The sequence below is a fragment of the Rubneribacter badeniensis genome (genome assembly GCF_002899695.1).
Lineage (GTDB): Bacteria > Actinomycetota > Coriobacteriia > Coriobacteriales > Eggerthellaceae > Rubneribacter > Rubneribacter badeniensis.
In genome coordinates this window covers 13,544-30,835 of the sequence record NZ_PPEL01000018.1, presented here as the reverse complement: position 1 = coordinate 30,835, position 17,292 = coordinate 13,544, and the positions used below count along the sequence as shown (strand labels likewise).

15 protein-coding genes are annotated in these 17,292 nt (G+C 61.9%); 10 read left to right on the top strand and 5 right to left on the bottom strand.

Annotation, left to right across the window (positions count from 1 at the left end):
- Positions 1-625: 625 nt before the first annotated feature.
- The 4 genes from C2L80_RS14270 to C2L80_RS04930 all read left to right on the top strand — a co-directional run bounded on the left by C2L80_RS14270 (position 626) and on the right by C2L80_RS04930 (position 5,161).
- Positions 626-1,096 (top strand): hypothetical protein, encoded by a 471-nt coding sequence (locus C2L80_RS14270; RefSeq protein WP_239938720.1) that lies wholly within the window; start codon positions 626-628, stop codon positions 1,094-1,096.
- Positions 1,023-2,123, top strand: a complete 1,101-nt coding sequence (locus C2L80_RS04940) for a helix-turn-helix transcriptional regulator (RefSeq protein WP_239938718.1) — start codon at positions 1,023-1,025, stop codon at positions 2,121-2,123. The genes C2L80_RS14270 and C2L80_RS04940 overlap by 74 nt, the downstream gene beginning before the upstream one ends.
- Before the next feature lie 621 nt (positions 2,124-2,744).
- Entirely contained in the window at positions 2,745-3,797 is a 1,053-nt protein-coding gene (locus C2L80_RS04935; RefSeq protein WP_103262784.1) for a threonine aldolase family protein, read from the top strand.
- Between the two features lie 140 nt (positions 3,798-3,937).
- Complete coding sequence (locus C2L80_RS04930; protein ID WP_169998989.1) at positions 3,938-5,161, top strand: ATP-binding protein; 1,224 nt, start codon at positions 3,938-3,940, stop codon at positions 5,159-5,161.
- A gap of 9 nt (positions 5,162-5,170) precedes the next feature.
- Here the strand turns inward: C2L80_RS04930 and C2L80_RS04925 are convergent, their stop codons facing one another.
- Entirely contained in the window at positions 5,171-6,355 is a 1,185-nt protein-coding gene (locus C2L80_RS04925; RefSeq protein ID WP_087195896.1) for a pyridoxal phosphate-dependent aminotransferase, read from the bottom strand.
- Between the two features lie 560 nt (positions 6,356-6,915).
- Here C2L80_RS04925 and C2L80_RS04920 point away from each other — a divergent pair.
- From C2L80_RS04920 to C2L80_RS04910, 3 genes are read left to right on the top strand one after another with little or no spacing between them, the layout of a single operon-like run.
- Positions 6,916-8,517, top strand: coding sequence for a molybdopterin-dependent oxidoreductase (locus tag C2L80_RS04920; RefSeq protein WP_092198198.1), 1,602 nt, complete (start codon positions 6,916-6,918; stop codon positions 8,515-8,517).
- 13 nt (positions 8,518-8,530) lie between these two features.
- Positions 8,531-9,364, top strand: coding sequence for a molybdopterin-dependent oxidoreductase (locus tag C2L80_RS04915; protein WP_092198195.1), 834 nt, complete (start codon positions 8,531-8,533; stop codon positions 9,362-9,364).
- On the top strand, positions 9,361-9,639 hold the full coding sequence (locus C2L80_RS04910) for a molybdopterin-binding protein (RefSeq protein ID WP_092198192.1): 279 nt from the start codon (positions 9,361-9,363) through the stop codon (positions 9,637-9,639). The genes C2L80_RS04915 and C2L80_RS04910 overlap by 4 nt, the downstream gene beginning before the upstream one ends.
- A 56-nt stretch (positions 9,640-9,695) precedes the next feature.
- Here the strand turns inward: C2L80_RS04910 and C2L80_RS04905 are convergent, their stop codons facing one another.
- Positions 9,696-10,574 (bottom strand): MerR family transcriptional regulator, encoded by an 879-nt coding sequence (locus C2L80_RS04905; RefSeq protein ID WP_239938722.1) that lies wholly within the window; start codon positions 10,572-10,574, stop codon positions 9,696-9,698.
- 139 nt (positions 10,575-10,713) lie between these two features.
- Positions 10,714-11,157, bottom strand: coding sequence for a universal stress protein (locus tag C2L80_RS04900; protein ID WP_092198186.1), 444 nt, complete (start codon positions 11,155-11,157; stop codon positions 10,714-10,716).
- Positions 11,158-11,615: 458 nt separating this feature from the next.
- On the opposite strand from C2L80_RS04900, the gene C2L80_RS04895 reads away from it, so the two are divergent.
- Together C2L80_RS04895 and C2L80_RS04890 are read left to right on the top strand one after the other, a co-directional pair.
- Positions 11,616-11,939: a hypothetical protein gene (locus tag C2L80_RS04895; protein WP_092198182.1), complete on the top strand. Its 324-nt coding sequence runs from the start codon at positions 11,616-11,618 to the stop codon at positions 11,937-11,939.
- A gap of 1 nt (position 11,940) precedes the next feature.
- Positions 11,941-12,291: a hypothetical protein gene (locus tag C2L80_RS04890; protein ID WP_092198179.1), complete on the top strand. Its 351-nt coding sequence runs from the start codon at positions 11,941-11,943 to the stop codon at positions 12,289-12,291.
- A gap of 409 nt (positions 12,292-12,700) precedes the next feature.
- Here the strand turns inward: C2L80_RS04890 and C2L80_RS04885 are convergent, their stop codons facing one another.
- Positions 12,701-14,218: an FAD-dependent oxidoreductase gene (locus C2L80_RS04885; protein ID WP_092196881.1), complete on the bottom strand. Its 1,518-nt coding sequence runs from the start codon at positions 14,216-14,218 to the stop codon at positions 12,701-12,703.
- Between the two features lie 264 nt (positions 14,219-14,482).
- On the opposite strand from C2L80_RS04885, the gene C2L80_RS04880 reads away from it, so the two are divergent.
- Positions 14,483-16,006 carry a response regulator transcription factor gene (locus tag C2L80_RS04880; RefSeq protein ID WP_157941014.1) on the top strand — a complete coding sequence of 508 codons (1,524 nt, stop codon included), beginning with the start codon at positions 14,483-14,485 and terminating at the stop codon, positions 16,004-16,006.
- A 430-nt stretch (positions 16,007-16,436) separates the two neighbouring features.
- Here the strand turns inward: C2L80_RS04880 and C2L80_RS04875 are convergent, their stop codons facing one another.
- A complete protein-coding gene (locus C2L80_RS04875) occupies positions 16,437-17,150 on the bottom strand; it encodes a sulfite exporter TauE/SafE family protein (RefSeq protein WP_092197517.1) in 714 nt (237 codons plus the stop codon).
- Positions 17,151-17,292 lie beyond the last annotated feature (142 nt).

Here is a 17,292-nt window from a genome sequence, read left to right as displayed (position 1 = left end):
CGCATGTTCACGCGTCGCGTGCCGCAGACGCGCGCCCAACGCCGTCCGGCACCCGGCACCCGACGCCCGACGCCCGATATCCAACGCTCGCAGCCTTTCCGGCGCTGCCGCGCCCTCGGCCCTTCTGGCGCTGCCGTGCCCTCGGCCCCTCTAGCGCTGCCGTCGCCCTCGGCGCTCCCGGCGCTTCCGGCGCTTCGCACGTCGCGGGCCGACCGCTCCTCTCGCACAACCCCATAGTGCCCAAACGGACGCGTCCCTCATCCCCTCTTTGAGGATAAAAGGAGGATTTCCCCTGCGCGAAGCATCCGAAAGGAAGTCCAACTCAGTCAACCAGCATCCAAACGCCCCTTCCCGAAGATAATGTGCCGAGCACGTGTCATTCGCCTGGAAAATTGACTACAATAGTCCGCAATGGCGTTTATCGTTGGCTTGACAATGCGCACAAAAGGAGGGGGGGGGGCGAGTTTTGACGCCGCGAACATCTCAAGAGGCCGCTCAAACCGGCGGTGCCTTTGCCGATAAGACAAGACCGGCAGGACGCGCCCAAGGAGCCGCCCAGTCGGAAACCGCAGTCCATGCCGGCTCGGATGCCACCGGCAACGCCCGACCCCGCTTGGGAGAAGCGGTGCGGGCGCTCACCCGCTACGCGATGCTCTGGCCGCTCGTGCTGGGGCTGGCGTTTTCGCGCGCGGGCCTCATCGTAGCCAGTTACGGCAGCTACACGAGCACCGACCAAGGTCTGCTCACCGACGGGGCCATGCTGGTGGCGCTTGCCGTGCTGGCGGTGTTCTTCTTCATCCTGCTGTTCACCGGAAAGACCGTCGGCAAGCGCGCCACGAATCTGCTCGCTCGCACGTGCATCGCGCTCGAGGCGCTATGCCTGCTGGCTATGGCGGCGCTCAAAACGGCGAGGGGGGGGGGGCAGCGACGAAGCGCAGTTCGCGCTGAGCGCCCTCTGCACGCTCGTCGCGTCGGGCGCCATCTTCTACTGGCTGCGCCGGGCGCGCGGCACGAGCACCACGGTGGCGGTCGTATTCGTGTTCTCCGCGCTCATCCTCAGCGAGGTGGAGATCAGCCTGTGTGCATTTTTGCCTGACACCGCCGCCTACCTGGCGGCCATGGCGCTCGTGCTCGTGCAGTATCCCTGCATGCTGTGGGCGCGAAAGCGCGCCCAGCCCTACCGCATCGCCTCGCCCACGCTCGCGCACGATTACTTCAGCTTCGCGAAAACCGTGATCCAAAGCAAGCAGCTGCTTGCGGCCACGGCCATAGGCATCGGATGCCTTTCCATCGTCATCGGGCTTTTGCGCGGCTATCCCAACGGCGAGGCCATCGCATTCGTAACGACCACACGTATGGCGTACGGCGTGCTGACCGTCATCGTCAGCGGCACGCTCATCGTGCTCGTGCTCATGCGCAAGCAGCACGTCATGACCGTGGGCGCGTTCGTTGTCATGGAGCTTCTTGCCTGCCTGGCGCTCATCGCGTACGCGGCGTTTCCCGACATGCTCGACATCGGAGCGGTGTTCACCACCACGCTGAACGCGCTGATGGTGGCGTTCACCTGGTACGTCATCATCGCGTTCATGAGCTACGGCTGGCGCGATCCGTACTACTACGCCATCGCCGCCTGGCTCGTGTGGCTGGGATGCCGTGCGGTGTCGCGCGTGGCACTGATGGAGGCATATCCCATCTCCACCAATGACATGCTGATGAACGCCGTCATGGGCGGGTTCCTCGTGCTGTCCACGCAGGTGGTGTTCGTGCAGTTTTTGGCCATCGCACTCCGCAGCTCCGACGAGCAGGAGCACGCGGGCGCGCGGCAATCGAGCACGGGCGTTTTGGCGAAGCTGATGGCGCTCGACGAGAACGAGAGCATGTCCGAACTTCGGCAGGCGTCCATGCAGCACAACGCCGAGGAGATGGGCAAGCAGTTCCTACTGTCCGAGCGGGAGGTGGAGGTGCTCGCACTGTACGCGCTCGGCCACACGCAGAAACGCGTGGCCGAGGAACTGTTCATCACGCAGGGCACCGCGCACGCGCACATCAAGCGCATCTACGCGAAAACGGGTCTGCACTCCCGGCAGGAGATCATCGACTACCTCGAGCAATACGCGTCGTGAGCGAAGCGGGCGCGTAGCCCACGGCGCGGGCGGCGCGGACGGAGGGCGGCGCGAATGGGCGCGCGAGCAGGCGGGCAGCGGGCGCGATGCGGATGGGCGCGCGAGCAGGCGGGCGGCGGGCGCGATGCGGATGGGCGGCGAGAGCGCAGCGGGAGACGCAGCGCAAGCGCGATGCGCTCAAACGCCCAGCGAGCACGGCCGATGCGCATGGCCCCTTCCCCGATGCTCGGCAGACGCACTAGCCGAGCACGCGGCACGCGGGCCTACAAGGAGGGGCGCGCAGAGCGCAACGGCGGCTTGCGTGACGCGCGACCCGAAGAGCAGCGAGCGCGAAGCGTTCGGTCAGCCGGCATGCGCGACGCACATGCAAGACAGCGGCCAGCTGCAAGCGGCAGCAAACGGACGCAAGCGGACTTCGTCAACCCAATGCCGCACCGTGCCTCCAGATGCGCGCAGCAACAGAAGCGAACCCGAAACGCCTGCGACCAACACGAGCGAAACGAGCAGAAACGGGCGAAAGCAAACAAGGGACGCGCAAGAAGGGGCGAAACGCGGTATCATGCGACAGGGCAGACACCGCACGCCAAAGCGCAACCCGACCTCACGAAAGGACCCGCCCCCATGCTCCACTTCGACAGCGACTATCTGGAAGGCGCCCACCCGGCCATCATCGAGCGCCTCGTTGCCACGAACCTCGACCAGACGAGCGGCTACGGCACCGACGAGGCGTGCGAGCGCGCCCGTGCGCGCATCCGCGAGGCGTGCGAAGCGCCCGACGCGGCCGTGTACTTCCTCGTGGGCGGCACGCAGGCGAACGCCGCCGTAGCCGACCAGATCCTGCGCCCTTGGGAAGGCATCGTGTGCGCCACGACCGGGCACATCACCGCCCATGAGGCCGGCGCCGTGGAGGCGTGCGGGCGCAAGACGCTGCCGCTGCCGCAGCACGACGGCAAGTTGGACGCCGCCGAGGTGCGCGCGTTGTGCGAGGCGTACTGGGCCGACGAGAACCGCGAGCACATCGTGGCACCGGGCGCGGTGTATATCTCGCATCCCACCGAGTACGGCACCGTGTATTCGCTGGCAGAACTGGAAGCGCTCGCGCAGGTGTGCCGCGACTTCGGCATGCGCCTGTTCATGGACGGTGCGCGCCTCGGCTACGGCCTGGCCGTCGCAGGCGCCGACGTCACACTGCCCGACATCGCGCGCCTGTGCGACGCGTTCTACATCGGCGGCACGAAGGTGGGCGCGCTGTGCGGCGAGGCCGTGGTGTTCACGAGGCCGGGGCTGGACGACCACTTCTTCACGCTCATGAAGAAGCGCGGGGCGCTGCTGGCGAAGGGACGCTTCCTCGGGCTGCAGTTCGACGTGCTGTTCGAGCAGGAGGAAGGGCCGGACGGCACCCTGGCCCTGCGCTACGAGAACGCCGGACGGCACGCAGTGGAGCTGGCGCAGCGCCTGGCCGACGGCTTCCGCGCGAAGGGCTACGAGCTGCACCTCGCCTCGCCCACGAACCAGCAGTTCGTCGTGCTGGACGACGCCGCCCGCGAACGCCTCGCTCGCCACGCGTCGTTCGGCTTCTGGGAGCGCACACCCGACGGACGCACCGTCGTGCGCTTCGCCACCAGCTGGGCCACCCGACCGGAAGCCGTGGACGAACTGCTCGCGCTGTTGTAGATACCTCAACATCCAACATTCCACCCGGCAGCAAACCGCCAGCTAACAGTTCGCGTGTTTGACTTTATGCAAATTCGCATCTACACTTCATGCAAATCATAAAGTCAACTTGTGAAATTGCACGACGAAGGGAGCGAGCATTGAACTATATTCCTCGACACCTATCGAACGTGGTCGAAGAGACTGCTCGCACCTTCCCCGTCACCCTGGTGACGGGTCCCCGCCAAGTGGGCAAGACCACGCTCCTCCGCGAGCTTCTTCCCGACGCTTCGTACACGACCCTCGACCGGCTTGACGCGCTCGATTCGGCAGAACAGGAGCCGGAGCGTTTCTTGCGTTCGTTGAGCAAGCCGGCGATCATCGACGAAGTGCAATACGCTCCCAGTCTGTTCCGCTACGTGAAGTTGGAGGCAGATGCCCAGCCCCGCACGAAAGGCCGCCTTTTCCTGACGGGATCGCAGCGTTTCCAAATGATGCAAGGGGTCGACGAATCCCTTGCCGGACGGGCCGGCATCGTGGAAATGCTCGGCCTTTCCTCAAGAGAGCTGCGTCGCGACCCATTCAAGGAGCCCTTTGTGCCCACGGGCGACTACGTTGAGCGGCGTAACCCGATTGCAAGCGGGGAATCCGATGTTTGGGAGGACATCTTTCGCGGAGATCTCCCCGAGCTCGCCGTCGATCATTCCATGAGCATCACGCGCTACTACGATTCGTACATCGAAACGTACGTGAGACGCGATGTGCGCGATTTGGCCCACGTAGGCGACCTGGCGAAGTTCAATCGCTTCATGGGCATCCTCGCACAGTCTCATGGACAAATGCTCAACAAATCCGACCTTGCCAACAAGACGGACGCCAGCTTCCAAACCATTGATCGGTGGCTTTCCGTCCTCGAGGCATCGAACATCGTGCACCTTCTGAAGCCGTTCACCGCGAGCGCAACGAAACGGCTCGTCAAGACCCCTAAACTCTACTTTCTCAACTCCGGGCTCGCCGCACGCCTGTGCGGATACGCGTCACCTCGCGAGATTGAGAACAGCCAGCAAGCCGGAGCCTTCTTCGAGGGCTACGTTATTGCAGAGGTGGCGAAGAGCTTCCTCAACGCAAGCGGCATCATGCCGACGCTGTACTATTACCGCGATTCCGGAGGTCACGAGATAGACCTCGTCATCGAGCAGGGCATGCGGCTGTACCCCGTCGAGATAAAGAAAGCCGAGGTGGCGCGCCCTGCCGATGCGAAGGCATTCCCCCTTCTCGAAACGTTCAAGGGATACGAGCGCCAACCCGGCGCGGTTGTCTGCCAAACGAAAGCGCCGCTTCCCCTCCCCGGAGGGGTGTGGGCGCTTCCGCTCTCGTATCTGTAAGGGCCCCGACTACCCGCGGTACTCCTCCATGAGCGCTTTGAACGCGGGCATCGAGCGCTCGATGGTGTCGCGCGCGATGCAGTAGCTTACGCGCACCCAGCCGCCCACGCCGAAGCTGTCGGATGGGACCAGCAAGAGCTCGTGCGCCTTTGCGCGGTCGCTGAACGTCTGCGCGTCATCCTCGAGCGCGCGCACCCACAGGTAGAACGCGCCCTGCGGCTCCACGAACTCGTAGCCGAGCGCCGCCAAGCCCTCGGTGAGCAACGCGCGATTCGCCGCATAGGACGCCACGTCGCTCGGCTCGTCCACGCACGCGGCGATCACGCGCTGGAACAGCACCGGCGCGCAGATGTAGCCGAGCGCGCGGCCCGCGCCGGCCACGGCGGCCACCACCTGCGCGGCATTGTCCATGCGGTCGGATACGTAGATGTACCCGATGCGCTCGCCCGGCAGCGAGAGCGACTTGGAATACGAGTAGCACACGAGCGTGCGCGCGTACACGTTCGGCACGTAGGGCACCTCGATGCCGTCGTACACGATCTCGCGGTACGGCTCGTCGCTGATCAGGTACAGCTCGCGTCCAAGCTCGGCCTCCTTCGTGCTCAGCAGGTCGGCCAACGCCTCCAGGCTCGCGCGCGAGTATACCGCTCCCACCGGGTTGTTGGGCGTGTTGATGATGACGGCGCTCGTCTTCGGCCCGATGGCCGCGGCCAAGGCGTCGATGTCTGGCTGGAAGTCGGGCACGTGCGCGGGCACCTCGACGCAGGTGCAGCCCGCCGTCTCGATCCACACCTTGTACTCGGGGAAGTACGGGCTGATGACGATGACCTCGTCGCCCGGCTCGGTCACCGCCGACACGCTGATGGCGATGGATGCCGCCGCGCCCACGGTCATGTAGATGTTCTCGGGCGACGCCTCGATGCCGAAGCGGCGGCAGATGCTGTCGGCGATGGTCGCGCGCACCTCGGGAACGCCGCTCGCTGGCGAGTAGCCGTGCAGCGACACCGCCGGCTGCTCGAGCAGCGCGAGCGCGGCGTCCTTCACCGCGTCGGGCGCGGGCACGCTCGGGTTGCCGATGCTGAAGTCGAACACGTTCTCGTCGCCGATCTCGGCCTTGCGCGCCATCCCGTACGCGAACAGCTCGCGAATCGCGCTCGGCTCGGCCCCCAGCCCGTGCATCCTCTCGTTCACCATGCAGCATCACTCCTCGTCGCCAGCGGTTGTGTCGTTGCATCAGGGTAGCACAAACGGGCCGAAGCGGCAGAGGTTTCGGGGCGAAACGCAACTCGAAGAGAGGAAGGGTCACCCGCGGAAGACAACCCGAAAAGCAACGGAGACGACAGCACGCCATGCATCCTAGAAAGCAGACGGCGAAACGAGCCCTTTCATGGGAGTGGCGAGAAACCGGAACGAGTTTCGCATTCATCTCGCCCCGTCGAAGCGAGTCGACCCGCAGCACGTTTTGCGCAAAGCTCCCTCCCCCTCCAAAAAGTCTTCCCCTGGGACAGATCTTTATACCCATTTGAGGACATCAGCCTTCGACTTCGACGGGATTCGGCCGAAAAAGAGGGGCGTTTCCTCTCCCGAATGCCCCGCATCGCGAAAAACAAACCTCCGTCTCCGGGACGAGAAGTCTTGAGTCTCACCTTGGGTCAAGCAGTACGCTCGCAAAGACGAACCGGCACGGGGACGCCGTGCAGCGGCAAAGTCGCCGGGTCGTCAGGACGGGACCAAAAACGAAGATAGGAGGAACCATGGGCTTTGCCAAGTCGCGCATCGCACTGGGATCGATTGCGGGAGTGACCCTGCTCACCGTCTGCGTGAGCTGCGCGCCGCAGCAAGCATCTCCCGGTCAGACCGACGAAGGAGAAACGACGACCGGACTATCGGCGGCGGCGTCAACCGTCAGCATCATCGAGTCCGACCCGTACAACCCCATCGTCAAAGAGCGCGAAGACGGAACGCTCGTCCAACGCACGCCCACCGAAGGAGAGGTCACGACCGCCTTGGACAGCTCGTACACCTATCATCTGCCCGAGAACAACGTGCCCTACAACACCTATTATCTGAAAGCGGACGAGAAAGGATGCAACGCCTGCCACGACGACTTGGCAGAAACGCTCGCCGCCATGACGTACCCTCATGTCGATTTGCGCAACCCCTTCGGAATTCAAACGACCGTGCAAATGTGCAAGGACTGCCACACCTACGGCTACGGCTACCTTACGAATCAAGAATCGTTCGGATCGCTCATCCACGGCATTCACAACACCTCGGAAAAGGCCGAATGCTGGAACTGCCACGTGGGCACCGGCAGCGGAGACGGCATGCAGTTGTGGGATGAAGCCAAGCACGACCAGCTGCGCGGCATCACGCCCATCGCCAACGCGACGGGAGAATTCTCTTACGACCAGGACAAGCTCATACCAGCGTCAGACCTTTTCGACTTCGGATGGAACTATTTCGACCTCGACTACCTGCGCACCGAGAACACGACCGACGACAAGCCGCTCGATCAGGAGATGTTCGACAACTGGACCATCACGATCAGCGGAGCGGTCGATCACGAGATCACCTACACCCTGCCCCAGCTCATCGAGACGTTCGAAAGCGTCGAAGTCCCCTTCACGCTGCACTGCACACTGAACCCCACAGGCGGCCCGCTGCTCGGAAACTGCCTGTACACGGCCATCCCCCTGAGCGCGTTGTTCGAAGAGGCCGGCATCAGCCCCGATGCAGGCGCGTTCACCACCATGGCGCCCGACGGCTTCACCGAATCCGTGCAGATGTCCAACTTCACGGAAGCTTACCTCGCCTACGAGATCGATGGAGAGAAGTTGTCGTGGAAGCACGGCTACCCCATGCAGCTCATTGTTCCCGGATCGGGAGCGCCCGCAAGCGTCAAAGAGGTGTCGGACATCGTCGTGAACACGCAGGAAGAGGCCGCATCGCTCCACGAGTGGAACGGCTGGCCGAAAGAATCCGGCGACGGCAACACCTACACGCCCACCGGCTGGCCCTTCACCGACGAAAACGGGTATCAGAACAAACCCAACGTCGGCCTGTTCGATTTTGAAGAAGGCCAGATCGTGGAGACGGGAGCGCCGTTTGAATTCACCGGCTACGCCACTGCGTGGGACGAGAACATCATAGCGATGGAATTCTCGATGGACGGAGGGGCGACCTGGACACGTTTCGACACGCCCGACGCCACGAAAGATCAGTGGGTCATCTGGCATTTCTCTTACACCCCGGAAACCGATTCGGCCTATGTGCTTTCCATTCGCTCAGTCACCGAAGACGGGCGTGTCACCGAAGAGCCGATCGAAGTGCTGTTCAATGCAAAGTCGCACTAAAGGAGGCCGCACCATGAGCACAAGAAAGAGCCTGATCGCCCTTGCGGCCGGCGGTTCGCTGATCGCAGCTGCCGGACCGTTCGCCAACGCCGCAGCCAATCCGGCAAGCGCCGCCCTTCTCGAAGCACCGGAGGCGAGCTTACCGGTCGGCGTCGCGATGCAAGACGCCGCGCGCGCTTCAAACGAACGCGCCATCAGCAACGTGCAGGGATCGTTCGAGTGGAATCAGGACGCTCTGGCAAGCAATGCTGAGCTCTCAAAGATCCTCTACCGCCCTTCGGCGTTTCTCTGTGCCGACCCAGCCGTCGGCATTGCCGCGGACGGCGCGAATCGGGCCGAACGCGACACCTCGGCTATCTCCGTCATCGCCGTCCGAGGCGACGTGGAGCACGAGTTCGCTGCCTCCGTCGAGGACTTCGAGGAGAAAGCGCCCATCGCGAAAACCATGGGATGCACATGCGGCGGCAACCCAGCCGACGGTCGGGCAAGCGCCAACGCCGCTGTTTCGGGCTTCAGACTCGCAGCGCTCCTCGACGAGGCCGAGCCACACGAAGACGCCAACACCATCACCTTCACGTCGCGCGACGGATTCCGCGTGTCTTTGCCGCTGAGCTACGTCACGCAACGCTACAGCATCATCGTCACCGCGATCAACGGAGAGGACGCCTCGTCTGCCGTGGGGTGCGGCAACCAACTGTGGCTCGGATCCACGTCCGCACGCTCGTTCGCGCGCGACATCGTGTCCATTGAAATCACGCACGAAGAGCACCCGCCCTCGGCGCCCGGCGCGCAAGAATCAGCGAATCTGCCCAACGTGGGGGTTCTCAGCGGAAGCAGCGAGCGATGATAGGGACGGTGCGCGGCACTGCCGGCCAGCCGGTGACGATCGAGGGATACGCCCAGGACTTCGGCGCAGCCATCGCCGCCCTGCAGTTCTCATGCGACAACGGGCGCACCTGGACTTCGTTCGCCACGCCGCATACCGATCCCGACTGCAATGTGAACTGGTCGTTTGCCTTCACACCGCCCGAGAAGGGCAGATACCGCTTGCTGGTGCGAGCCGTCTGCCTCGACGGGAGGGTCACTCCACAACCTGCCTGCGTCACCGTCGAATCGCAGTGAGCCGACCTTCGAGCCCGCCCCCCCCCTCTCGCCTTCGCAGGAGGGGGAGGGCGGGCTCAGTGAGCCAGCACGACCGGTATCTGCAATTTGAACAGCATCTCGCGCCCCTCGTATAGAAAGGCCGGCGTTTCGGCCACTATCTCTCCGTAGTAGTCGCCTGCGACCTCAAACCCTCGCTCTTCCGCGAAATCGAGCATTTCGCTCAGCCCGACCATCTCGGCGTTGAGCCCATTCTCATCGGTGTAGCGAGCCTTGTACAAGGTGAGGAACGTGCCTGCGGGAAGCGTTTCCACCCCTTCGACCATCCCGGCAGTCTCGTCGTCCAAAAACACGAACGACGCATCCAGGCGAAAGTCCCGTCGAACCAGATCGGCCCGCGCTATCCGGCAGCCCACCCGATGAAACAGAGACAGGGGCATGCCGGCATCGCGCATGTGGCGCTTCGTGAGCCGCAAGTTGATCTCCCATTCTTGCAGGAAGGACTCGGTGTCATCGACAAGCCTTAGCGAGCGAGGATTGAATATGCCGAACGTCACAAGCTTCCGCTCTGCAATATGCTCAAGTATCACCTGGTTGCACAAAGGACGATCTTGGAACACCCGATAGCTTTCGAGCAGCTGCAACGCGTTCTGACGCGCCATGCCCAACTGCCGCAACTCGGCGTCGATGGAGGCCAGCCGGACCTCCAACATCTCGGCGAGTTTGGAAGGATCCCGCCCATCAAGAAGGCGTTTGATATCGTCGAGCGACGCGCCGACGCTCTGCAGCTGCTGGATCATGTCCACCGTCGAGCACTGCTCGTAGGAGTAGTAGCGATACCCCGTGGCCTCGTCGATGCGAACGGGATTGAGCAGCCCCTTCTGATGATAGAGCCGCAACGCTTTCTCAGACACGCAGTTCAATTCGGCCATGCGGCCGATGCCGAACTCCCCCACAGGGCTCAAGCCTCCTCGCATCTTCCCACGCTATCCGACGATGCCGAACACCCAAATCGGATCCTGCGCGCTTCGATCTGCAAGGCCGCAGGAAACGACTCGCGAACAATCGGGCACTGCACGTACGAAAGCAGGCGCGTCAATCTTGTTTCACCACGAGCACGTCGCAGCGCATGGAACGGATGAGGAACGTGGACACGCTGCCCACGAAGGCGTACTTGATGTTTGACAGGCCGCGCTCGCCGCAGATGACGAGGTCGGGCTGCGCTGGCTCAATGAGTTGGTGTCCGAGCGTGTCGGTGATACGGCCCGCCCGCACGATCAGCTCCACCGACGGGATGTCGGCGTTGGCACGCGCTTCGGCCAGGATGTCGGCAAGATCGGCCTCGATGCGCTTCTTGCCCTCCGCGCACAGCGCCTCGAAATCGACGCCGGATGCTTCGTAGGGAACCGAATCGATGACATGCCCGAACACAAGCTCCGCGTGATCGTCGGCCGCCAGCGCCACCGCGCGTTCAGCCACCGCCTCCTGCGTCGACGCTCCGTCGAGCGCTGCAAAAATACGCGTGTACCGCTGTGCCATGTCCGCTCCTTTCGTTGGCCGGCAGCCTTGCGCCGCCGCGTTCCATCCCTATTGTACCGCAGCGCCGCCTTCGAGGAAGGCAGCGCTGCGAAAGGAAGGGAAGGAGGGAAGGAGGAGCCGTCACAGAGCACGCGCAGCAAGGTTGGCCGACGCGATGGCCTCGGCGATGTTGAACGGATCGGCGCAGTCGTCCGCTGGATGCCGATCGAACGCTGCCGCACGGGCGGGCTTTTCGACATCCTCACTGGGCGCGCGTAGGGATTTTGGCGGATCGATGTCAGAGCCGCGTTGGGGCCGCGCGAGGATTGCGCCGGAGGAGTGTTGGCGACTCGCTGGAAACGCGCTGGGTCCGCGTCGGAACCGCATCGGTTCCGTGCGAACATTCGGAGAACTTCCGTGGATTGTTCCGCTGGACGACCCGCCGTATACTGGAGGCGAGCAACGCAAGGGAGGCAGCCATGAAGAAGATGCAGATCGTGCTCGACGAAGAGAAGGTGCTCCGCGAGGGAATGCACGACCTCGACAAAATGCAAGCCCTCATCGACGAGATCCTTGTGGACGAAGGAAAATTGGTGAAGGGAGAGAACGGCTTCTACTATCCCAACGACTACGAAGACGGCTTCGTCGCATTCATGAGTTCTGCGCTCATTCTCAGCGATTACGACTGGTTCCTCGACAACGTGGACACGTGGCTCTGGTACAACAGCGACGATTACCCGGAGGACGCATGCGTCGAGGACGCGAAGGAGTTCTTCCTTCGCAATCGCAGAAAGACCGCCTGACATGATCCGTCCAGCGCGCTCGATAAGGCACCACAAGGCCGTCAACTTCGACCTGCGCACAAACGAGCTGCGCAAAGCGTTCGGCGAACCCGGTCGCCGCAAAGCCTATCGGCAGATCGGCGCTTTTCTCTCGGAGCATGGGTTCGAGCATCGGCAAGGTTCCGGCTACCGCTCGACCTCGGCGCTGACCGACCTCGAGGCCATCGTCTTGGCTTCGCGATTGTACGAAACGCACGAATGGCTCCTCGACTGCACGAGCACCTTCGACGTCACCAACATCGGCGAAGAGTACGACATGGATGCTATCGTGCGCCGACACGCTCGCCGTCTGCGGCAGCGCTCCTGCATCTGACGCCAACGCCGTCGCTACCGCCAGTAAGCCGCACTGCCACCCCCCCCCCCCGGCTTTTTGGCAGGTTTTGGCGGAAAACCGTCATTGGCCCCGGCGTTTTGATCGCCCATGCGGCAAGAGCTTCGCATATCCCCTGGTCGGCAACGCCCGCCTTGGGACACGCGGCGGGACGAAACGCGGATTTCCATCAAAACCCGCCACGAGACCCGGATTCGCCCGCCCCCGAGCACAAACTCGGTCTCGCCCCTCTGCTACAAGGCCCGGCTTCATCCCCCCCTATCGCGAGACCCGGCTTCGCCCACACCATGGAGCTTAGCAAACGAAGTAGGAGGGGGTCTCATGACCCCCTCCTCCAATCGTGGACGATCTTCGCTGCTGCGCCTCGAAAGCCGCCAGTATCAGACGAGCCTTATTCTACGGCTTCCGACCCTGCGACTCCCAGATATCGAGCAGCACTCGCACCGGCTCTGCGCCCCCACGTAAAGCAATTCGACAAGGTGAATCCCATGTAGGCGGAGTTGCAGCTGGCTTCTCCTCCGGTGTACAAGCCGGGAATAGCCGTCCCATCGGCACGAATGACTTCGGCGTTCTCGTTTCGCATCAGCCCTCCGTACGTGATGATCTCGCATGGCACCACAGGAAGCGCAACGAAGGGCGCAACGAGCTTGGCAGTGGGGAACCGACCGAACTCTCTGTCCACACCGGCATCAACCGCAGCGTTGTATTCGTCGATGGTAGTCCCGAGCGCATCGGCATCCACCTCAAGCGCTCGCGCGAATTCAACGACATCAGAACCCGTAAGATACGAAAGGTCCTCGCCACGATGGGTTTTTCCCTCGGTCGCGTCAACGGTCGCCTGATCCGAGATCATCCAAACGTACCCTTTGCCGTCACGGTGCATTTGGTCGAAAACGGGTTCATTGAGCGCTTGGCTCATATACCCCTTGCCTCCTTCGTTGCAGAACCGCCTTCCTCCGGCTCCTACCAAGATCATGTTCTCGAGGTTGGTGAATCCGTTGACGTTGGCAGAAGCAGACGTGCCATCATGCTCGCTCATGATCGTATAGTCTTTCAGCACGCACATCATATCATTGGTGTGAGATAACCCCGCACCAACGTTCGACGCGGCGATCAGACCGTCGCCCTCGCATGCGATGTTGCCAATGCCGAACGTTCCCGCTTTCTCAGGGTCAAGACGTGCGGCCAATTCAGGATTGTGCGCGTATCCGCCAGTCGCCACCATAACGGCCCGCGCACCTATGCGCACCGTTTTGCCGTCCTCGTCCACTTCGACACCGGCTACGCTCCCATCGGCGTTCGTCACGATGCGCATGAGTCGCGTGTTGATGCGCACTTCTACACCCAATTCTTCAAGAACAGCTGTAAAGGCTTTGCTGAATCCCATGCCGCCATCCTCTACCACGTGCATCATGGGCAGCGGTCCGTACGTGGTCACAAGCTTGTCCGTAAAAGGAACCTTCACACGATCAGCCAGCCAATCGATCGTCTGGCCGCACGATTCCACCGTGATCTTCGTCAACAGGGGGTCCAAATGGTACGAAGCGTTATTCATCAGATTTGCGTACATCTCATCGTACGTCAGCGACACGCCCTGCTCCTTTTGGAGCTTGGTGTCATATCCGGCGATCATGCCTTGGGAAAGCGTCGTGGTGCCGCCCGTCTGCGGCATCTTTTCCACAATGAGGACATTCTCAACGCCGCTGTCTTTCGCCTCGATGGCGCACGCCATGCCAGCTCCACCGCAACCCGCGATCAGCAGATCAACCTCTTCATCCCATGTTCCCTGCGCAGAGGAACCCGTCTCGGCACTTTCCTGAGGTGCGCAGCCCGCAAGCCCCCCGAGCGCAAGCAAACCAACGCCTGTCGCGGCTCCGACAAACATGCGACGCGTCATAGCCTTGACCATACTGTCTACCTCCTTGACTTTCGCCTTCTTTGAGCGCGCCCGCAAGCAATCGCCTCATTGGGCCCGAATCTGCACGCGGTGCGCTCGAAAAGCATGACATGCGGCGCCGCGCCCGCCTTCTCCCGTTTTGCATTGATTCGCCCCATCCACCAACCCATTTTGGGGTGTTTTCTCGATATCGCTCGCATTTGCTCCGCCTTGGTGCGCAACCACCCTTTCCGTCACCGTTTCACCTTGTATACTGTGCGCCAAGGAGGGAGCGGTATGAGTTCACGAATGCGAGGAAAACGTCCCGAGGGCCGCGTAGGGTCTCATGAGATGCTCGCCGCAGCAGCAGGATTTGGGTTCTTCAAATCGGCTCAGATCATGGCATACACCACAGCTATGTCATCAGGATCGGAATCGTTTATGTTGCTGTCGGACATTGACTTCAACATTGTAAGTTCGTTTTTCATCATCGGGTTGAACTTTGCCATTGCAATTGCCGCGTACCGAAAGCAGATGCAGCATCCCCGCATGCCCATTGTTGCCCCTACCCTTTGCTTCATTGCAACGAACCTGCTCTCCTTCTCGGGGCTTCTCGACACCATGCAGCCAATACCCAGGCTTGCTCTCATCTGCCTGATGTACGCCGTAGGGTCGGTTCCCCTCATCCTTGCCTGGATGGGAACATTTGCCGACATGGAATCGACGGTCAGTCCAAAAGCCATTGCCCTCGGAATGCTCGTGGGGACCATCTTCCCTCTGGCGCTTTCACGGTCTTGCGCAGAGGTCAACCTTGCGGCAATCACATGCCTTGCCATCGTAAGCATGCTGCTATTTCGCATGCTGAATCGTCAAAAGCCCGCAGACGCCCTCGGAAGCCTCTCCAACAGCGACGATCCCTCAACATCTGCCGCCCCACCGGCCTCCGTCCCCGATTACGCACGTTCGCTCGCTTCGATCAGCGATGGCTTAGTGTGCCTCCTCGTCCTCGGATGCGCCATGAATGCGGTTTCGGGCTTCATGCTGGTGGGGGGAATCGATTTCGAGGGATCGGCCTCCACCTCCAATCTCGGCATGCTGATAGCCCAAGTGGTATTCTGCCTTGTCGTGCATTTCGCCCCCAGATTGCCGCACGTGAGCATCGTGTATCGAATCTTGTTTCCCGTATTCACGGGTTTGCTGATCCTGTGGCCGTTTCTCGGACAAGAATATTTGCCGTTTCTGAGCGTCGCCCTCGTCATGGGACATAAATTCGTATCGTGCGCTGTCATGTGCCTGATTGTGAATGAGGGAGCACGAGCTCGACTCAATCCTTATACGTTCATGGGCATCGCCATCGTGCTCATTCGGCTTTCCGTTCTTCTGGGAATGCAATTGGGATCTCTTCTAGGAACAAAAGGACATTTTGATCTACCTCTTGCCGCCGTCCTTGTGGCCGCTTTGGCCATCTGGATCCTCTCGTTCGCCCTTTTGCCCACGACGCGCTTCGCCAAAGAAAACGATTTGATCGAAAGCGCACGATCCCTCAAGAACGCCCCTCGAACCGACACCCCCTTCGACAACGCGCCCAACCTCGACTTCGAGCAAATCGCAGAACGCCAAGGACTCACCAATCGCGAGAGGGAGATACTGTCGTACCTTGCACGCGGTCGATCCGCAACCTACATCGGCAAGGAGCTGTACCTCTCTCCCAACACAGTGCGCGGGCACACCAAGAATATCTATGCGAAATTGAGCGTTCATTCAAAACAAGAGCTCATCGACCTCGTAGAGCAAAAGCATCCCCCGGCACCCCTTCAATGAAAGCATCCGCAACACCTCGCACCCAACTAGCAACACACGAGTCTCGAGCTCCCGCCCCTCCCTTTTTCGCCGAACCCCGCAGCGCTCTCCCGCCCCGCGCCCCTTCGCGCCAGAAAATGCCGGGTCTTGTGGCGGGTTCTGACGGAAAACCATCATTGGCCCCGGCGTTTTGATCGCCCATGCGGCAAGAGCTTCGCATATCCCCTGGTCGGCAACGCTCGCCTTGGGACACGCGGCGGGGCGAAACGCGGATTTCCGTCAAAACCCGCCACGAGACCTGGCTTCGCCCGCCCGAACGCAACCCGATATCGCCCCTCTTCCACGAGATTCGGCTTCACCCCTCCACCACGAGACCCGGATTCGCCCGCCCGAACGCAACCCATCCGCTCCACGCAGCAGGAAGCAGACGGGCTCTTTCACCTCGCCGCCCCTACCCCGTCACCAGCAGCAATCCGCCGATGCACAGGATGAGCACGTACGTGAACTTCAAGAACCTCTCCTGGCTGATACGTTTCTGCAGCTTGCTACCCAAAACCGTGGCGACAACGGCCAACGGGATGCAAAGCGCCACCACCTGCAGCACGTCCCCCGTGTAATGCCCCTGTCGAAACGCGATGACGGCGTAGAGGAAGTTGAGGACAGTCCATACGGCAGAAAGCGTGATGCGGAACTGCTGGCGGTCGCGCAGCTTCTGCACCGCGTAGATGACGAGCAGCGCGCCTCCCGACACGAACATGCCCTGGATGAGGCCCGCCAGCGCCAGCACGACCCACAGCGCCCATTCAGGCAGAAACCCCGTCCGCGGACGCAGCAGGTTCTTCGCGCCGATGGCCACAAGCACAACTCCGTACAGCTTCAACAGCACGTGCAGCGGCATGACCGTGTCCAGCCAGATGCCCACAAACATGAACACCGCCATCACCGAGAGCATCTTCCCCAGCTCCCGCCAGTTCACGCTCTTCAGGTTCGTCACCGCAAGCAAACCGCATGCGAAGACCCCCATCGCATTGAGCACGGCCACCGTGGACTCCAACCCCAGAAGCGTCGTGCCCACCGGCATGGCGAAGATGTTGCCAGCGAACCCCGTGATGGCCTGCACGGTATAGGCGAAGAAGAACGCCGCCAAGAAAAGCGCTTTTTCCATTGTGTTGCAATCCTGTTCTACGCGATTAGCCCATCAGTGTAGCATCGATATCCCGCACCGCAAAACAGGCTGCGAAGCTTTCCGTCGCCAACGCCCACGAACGAACGATCATCTCCTGCGCGCACACGAAAGCGGTCGCGGC

Coding starts and splice junctions, on each gene's coding strand:
- C2L80_RS04890 (WP_092198179.1), top strand. CDS start 11,941: ATGATCCGTCCAGCGCGCTCGATAAGGCACCACAAGGCCGTCAACTTC.
- C2L80_RS04935 (WP_103262784.1), top strand. CDS start 2,745: ATGCTCCACTTCGACAGCGACTATCTGGAAGGCGCCCACCCGGCCATC.
- C2L80_RS04920 (WP_092198198.1), top strand. CDS start 6,916: ATGGGCTTTGCCAAGTCGCGCATCGCACTGGGATCGATTGCGGGAGTG.
- C2L80_RS04910 (WP_092198192.1), top strand. CDS start 9,361: ATGATAGGGACGGTGCGCGGCACTGCCGGCCAGCCGGTGACGATCGAG.
- C2L80_RS04875 (WP_092197517.1), bottom strand. CDS start 17,150: ATGGAAAAAGCGCTTTTCTTGGCGGCGTTCTTCTTCGCCTATACCGTG.
- C2L80_RS04895 (WP_092198182.1), top strand. CDS start 11,616: ATGAAGAAGATGCAGATCGTGCTCGACGAAGAGAAGGTGCTCCGCGAG.
- C2L80_RS04885 (WP_092196881.1), bottom strand. CDS start 14,218: ATGGTCAAGGCTATGACGCGTCGCATGTTTGTCGGAGCCGCGACAGGC.
- C2L80_RS04915 (WP_092198195.1), top strand. CDS start 8,531: ATGAGCACAAGAAAGAGCCTGATCGCCCTTGCGGCCGGCGGTTCGCTG.
- C2L80_RS04900 (WP_092198186.1), bottom strand. CDS start 11,157: ATGGCACAGCGGTACACGCGTATTTTTGCAGCGCTCGACGGAGCGTCG.
- C2L80_RS04880 (WP_157941014.1), top strand. CDS start 14,483: ATGAGTTCACGAATGCGAGGAAAACGTCCCGAGGGCCGCGTAGGGTCT.
- C2L80_RS04925 (WP_087195896.1), bottom strand. CDS start 6,355: ATGGTGAACGAGAGGATGCACGGGCTGGGGGCCGAGCCGAGCGCGATT.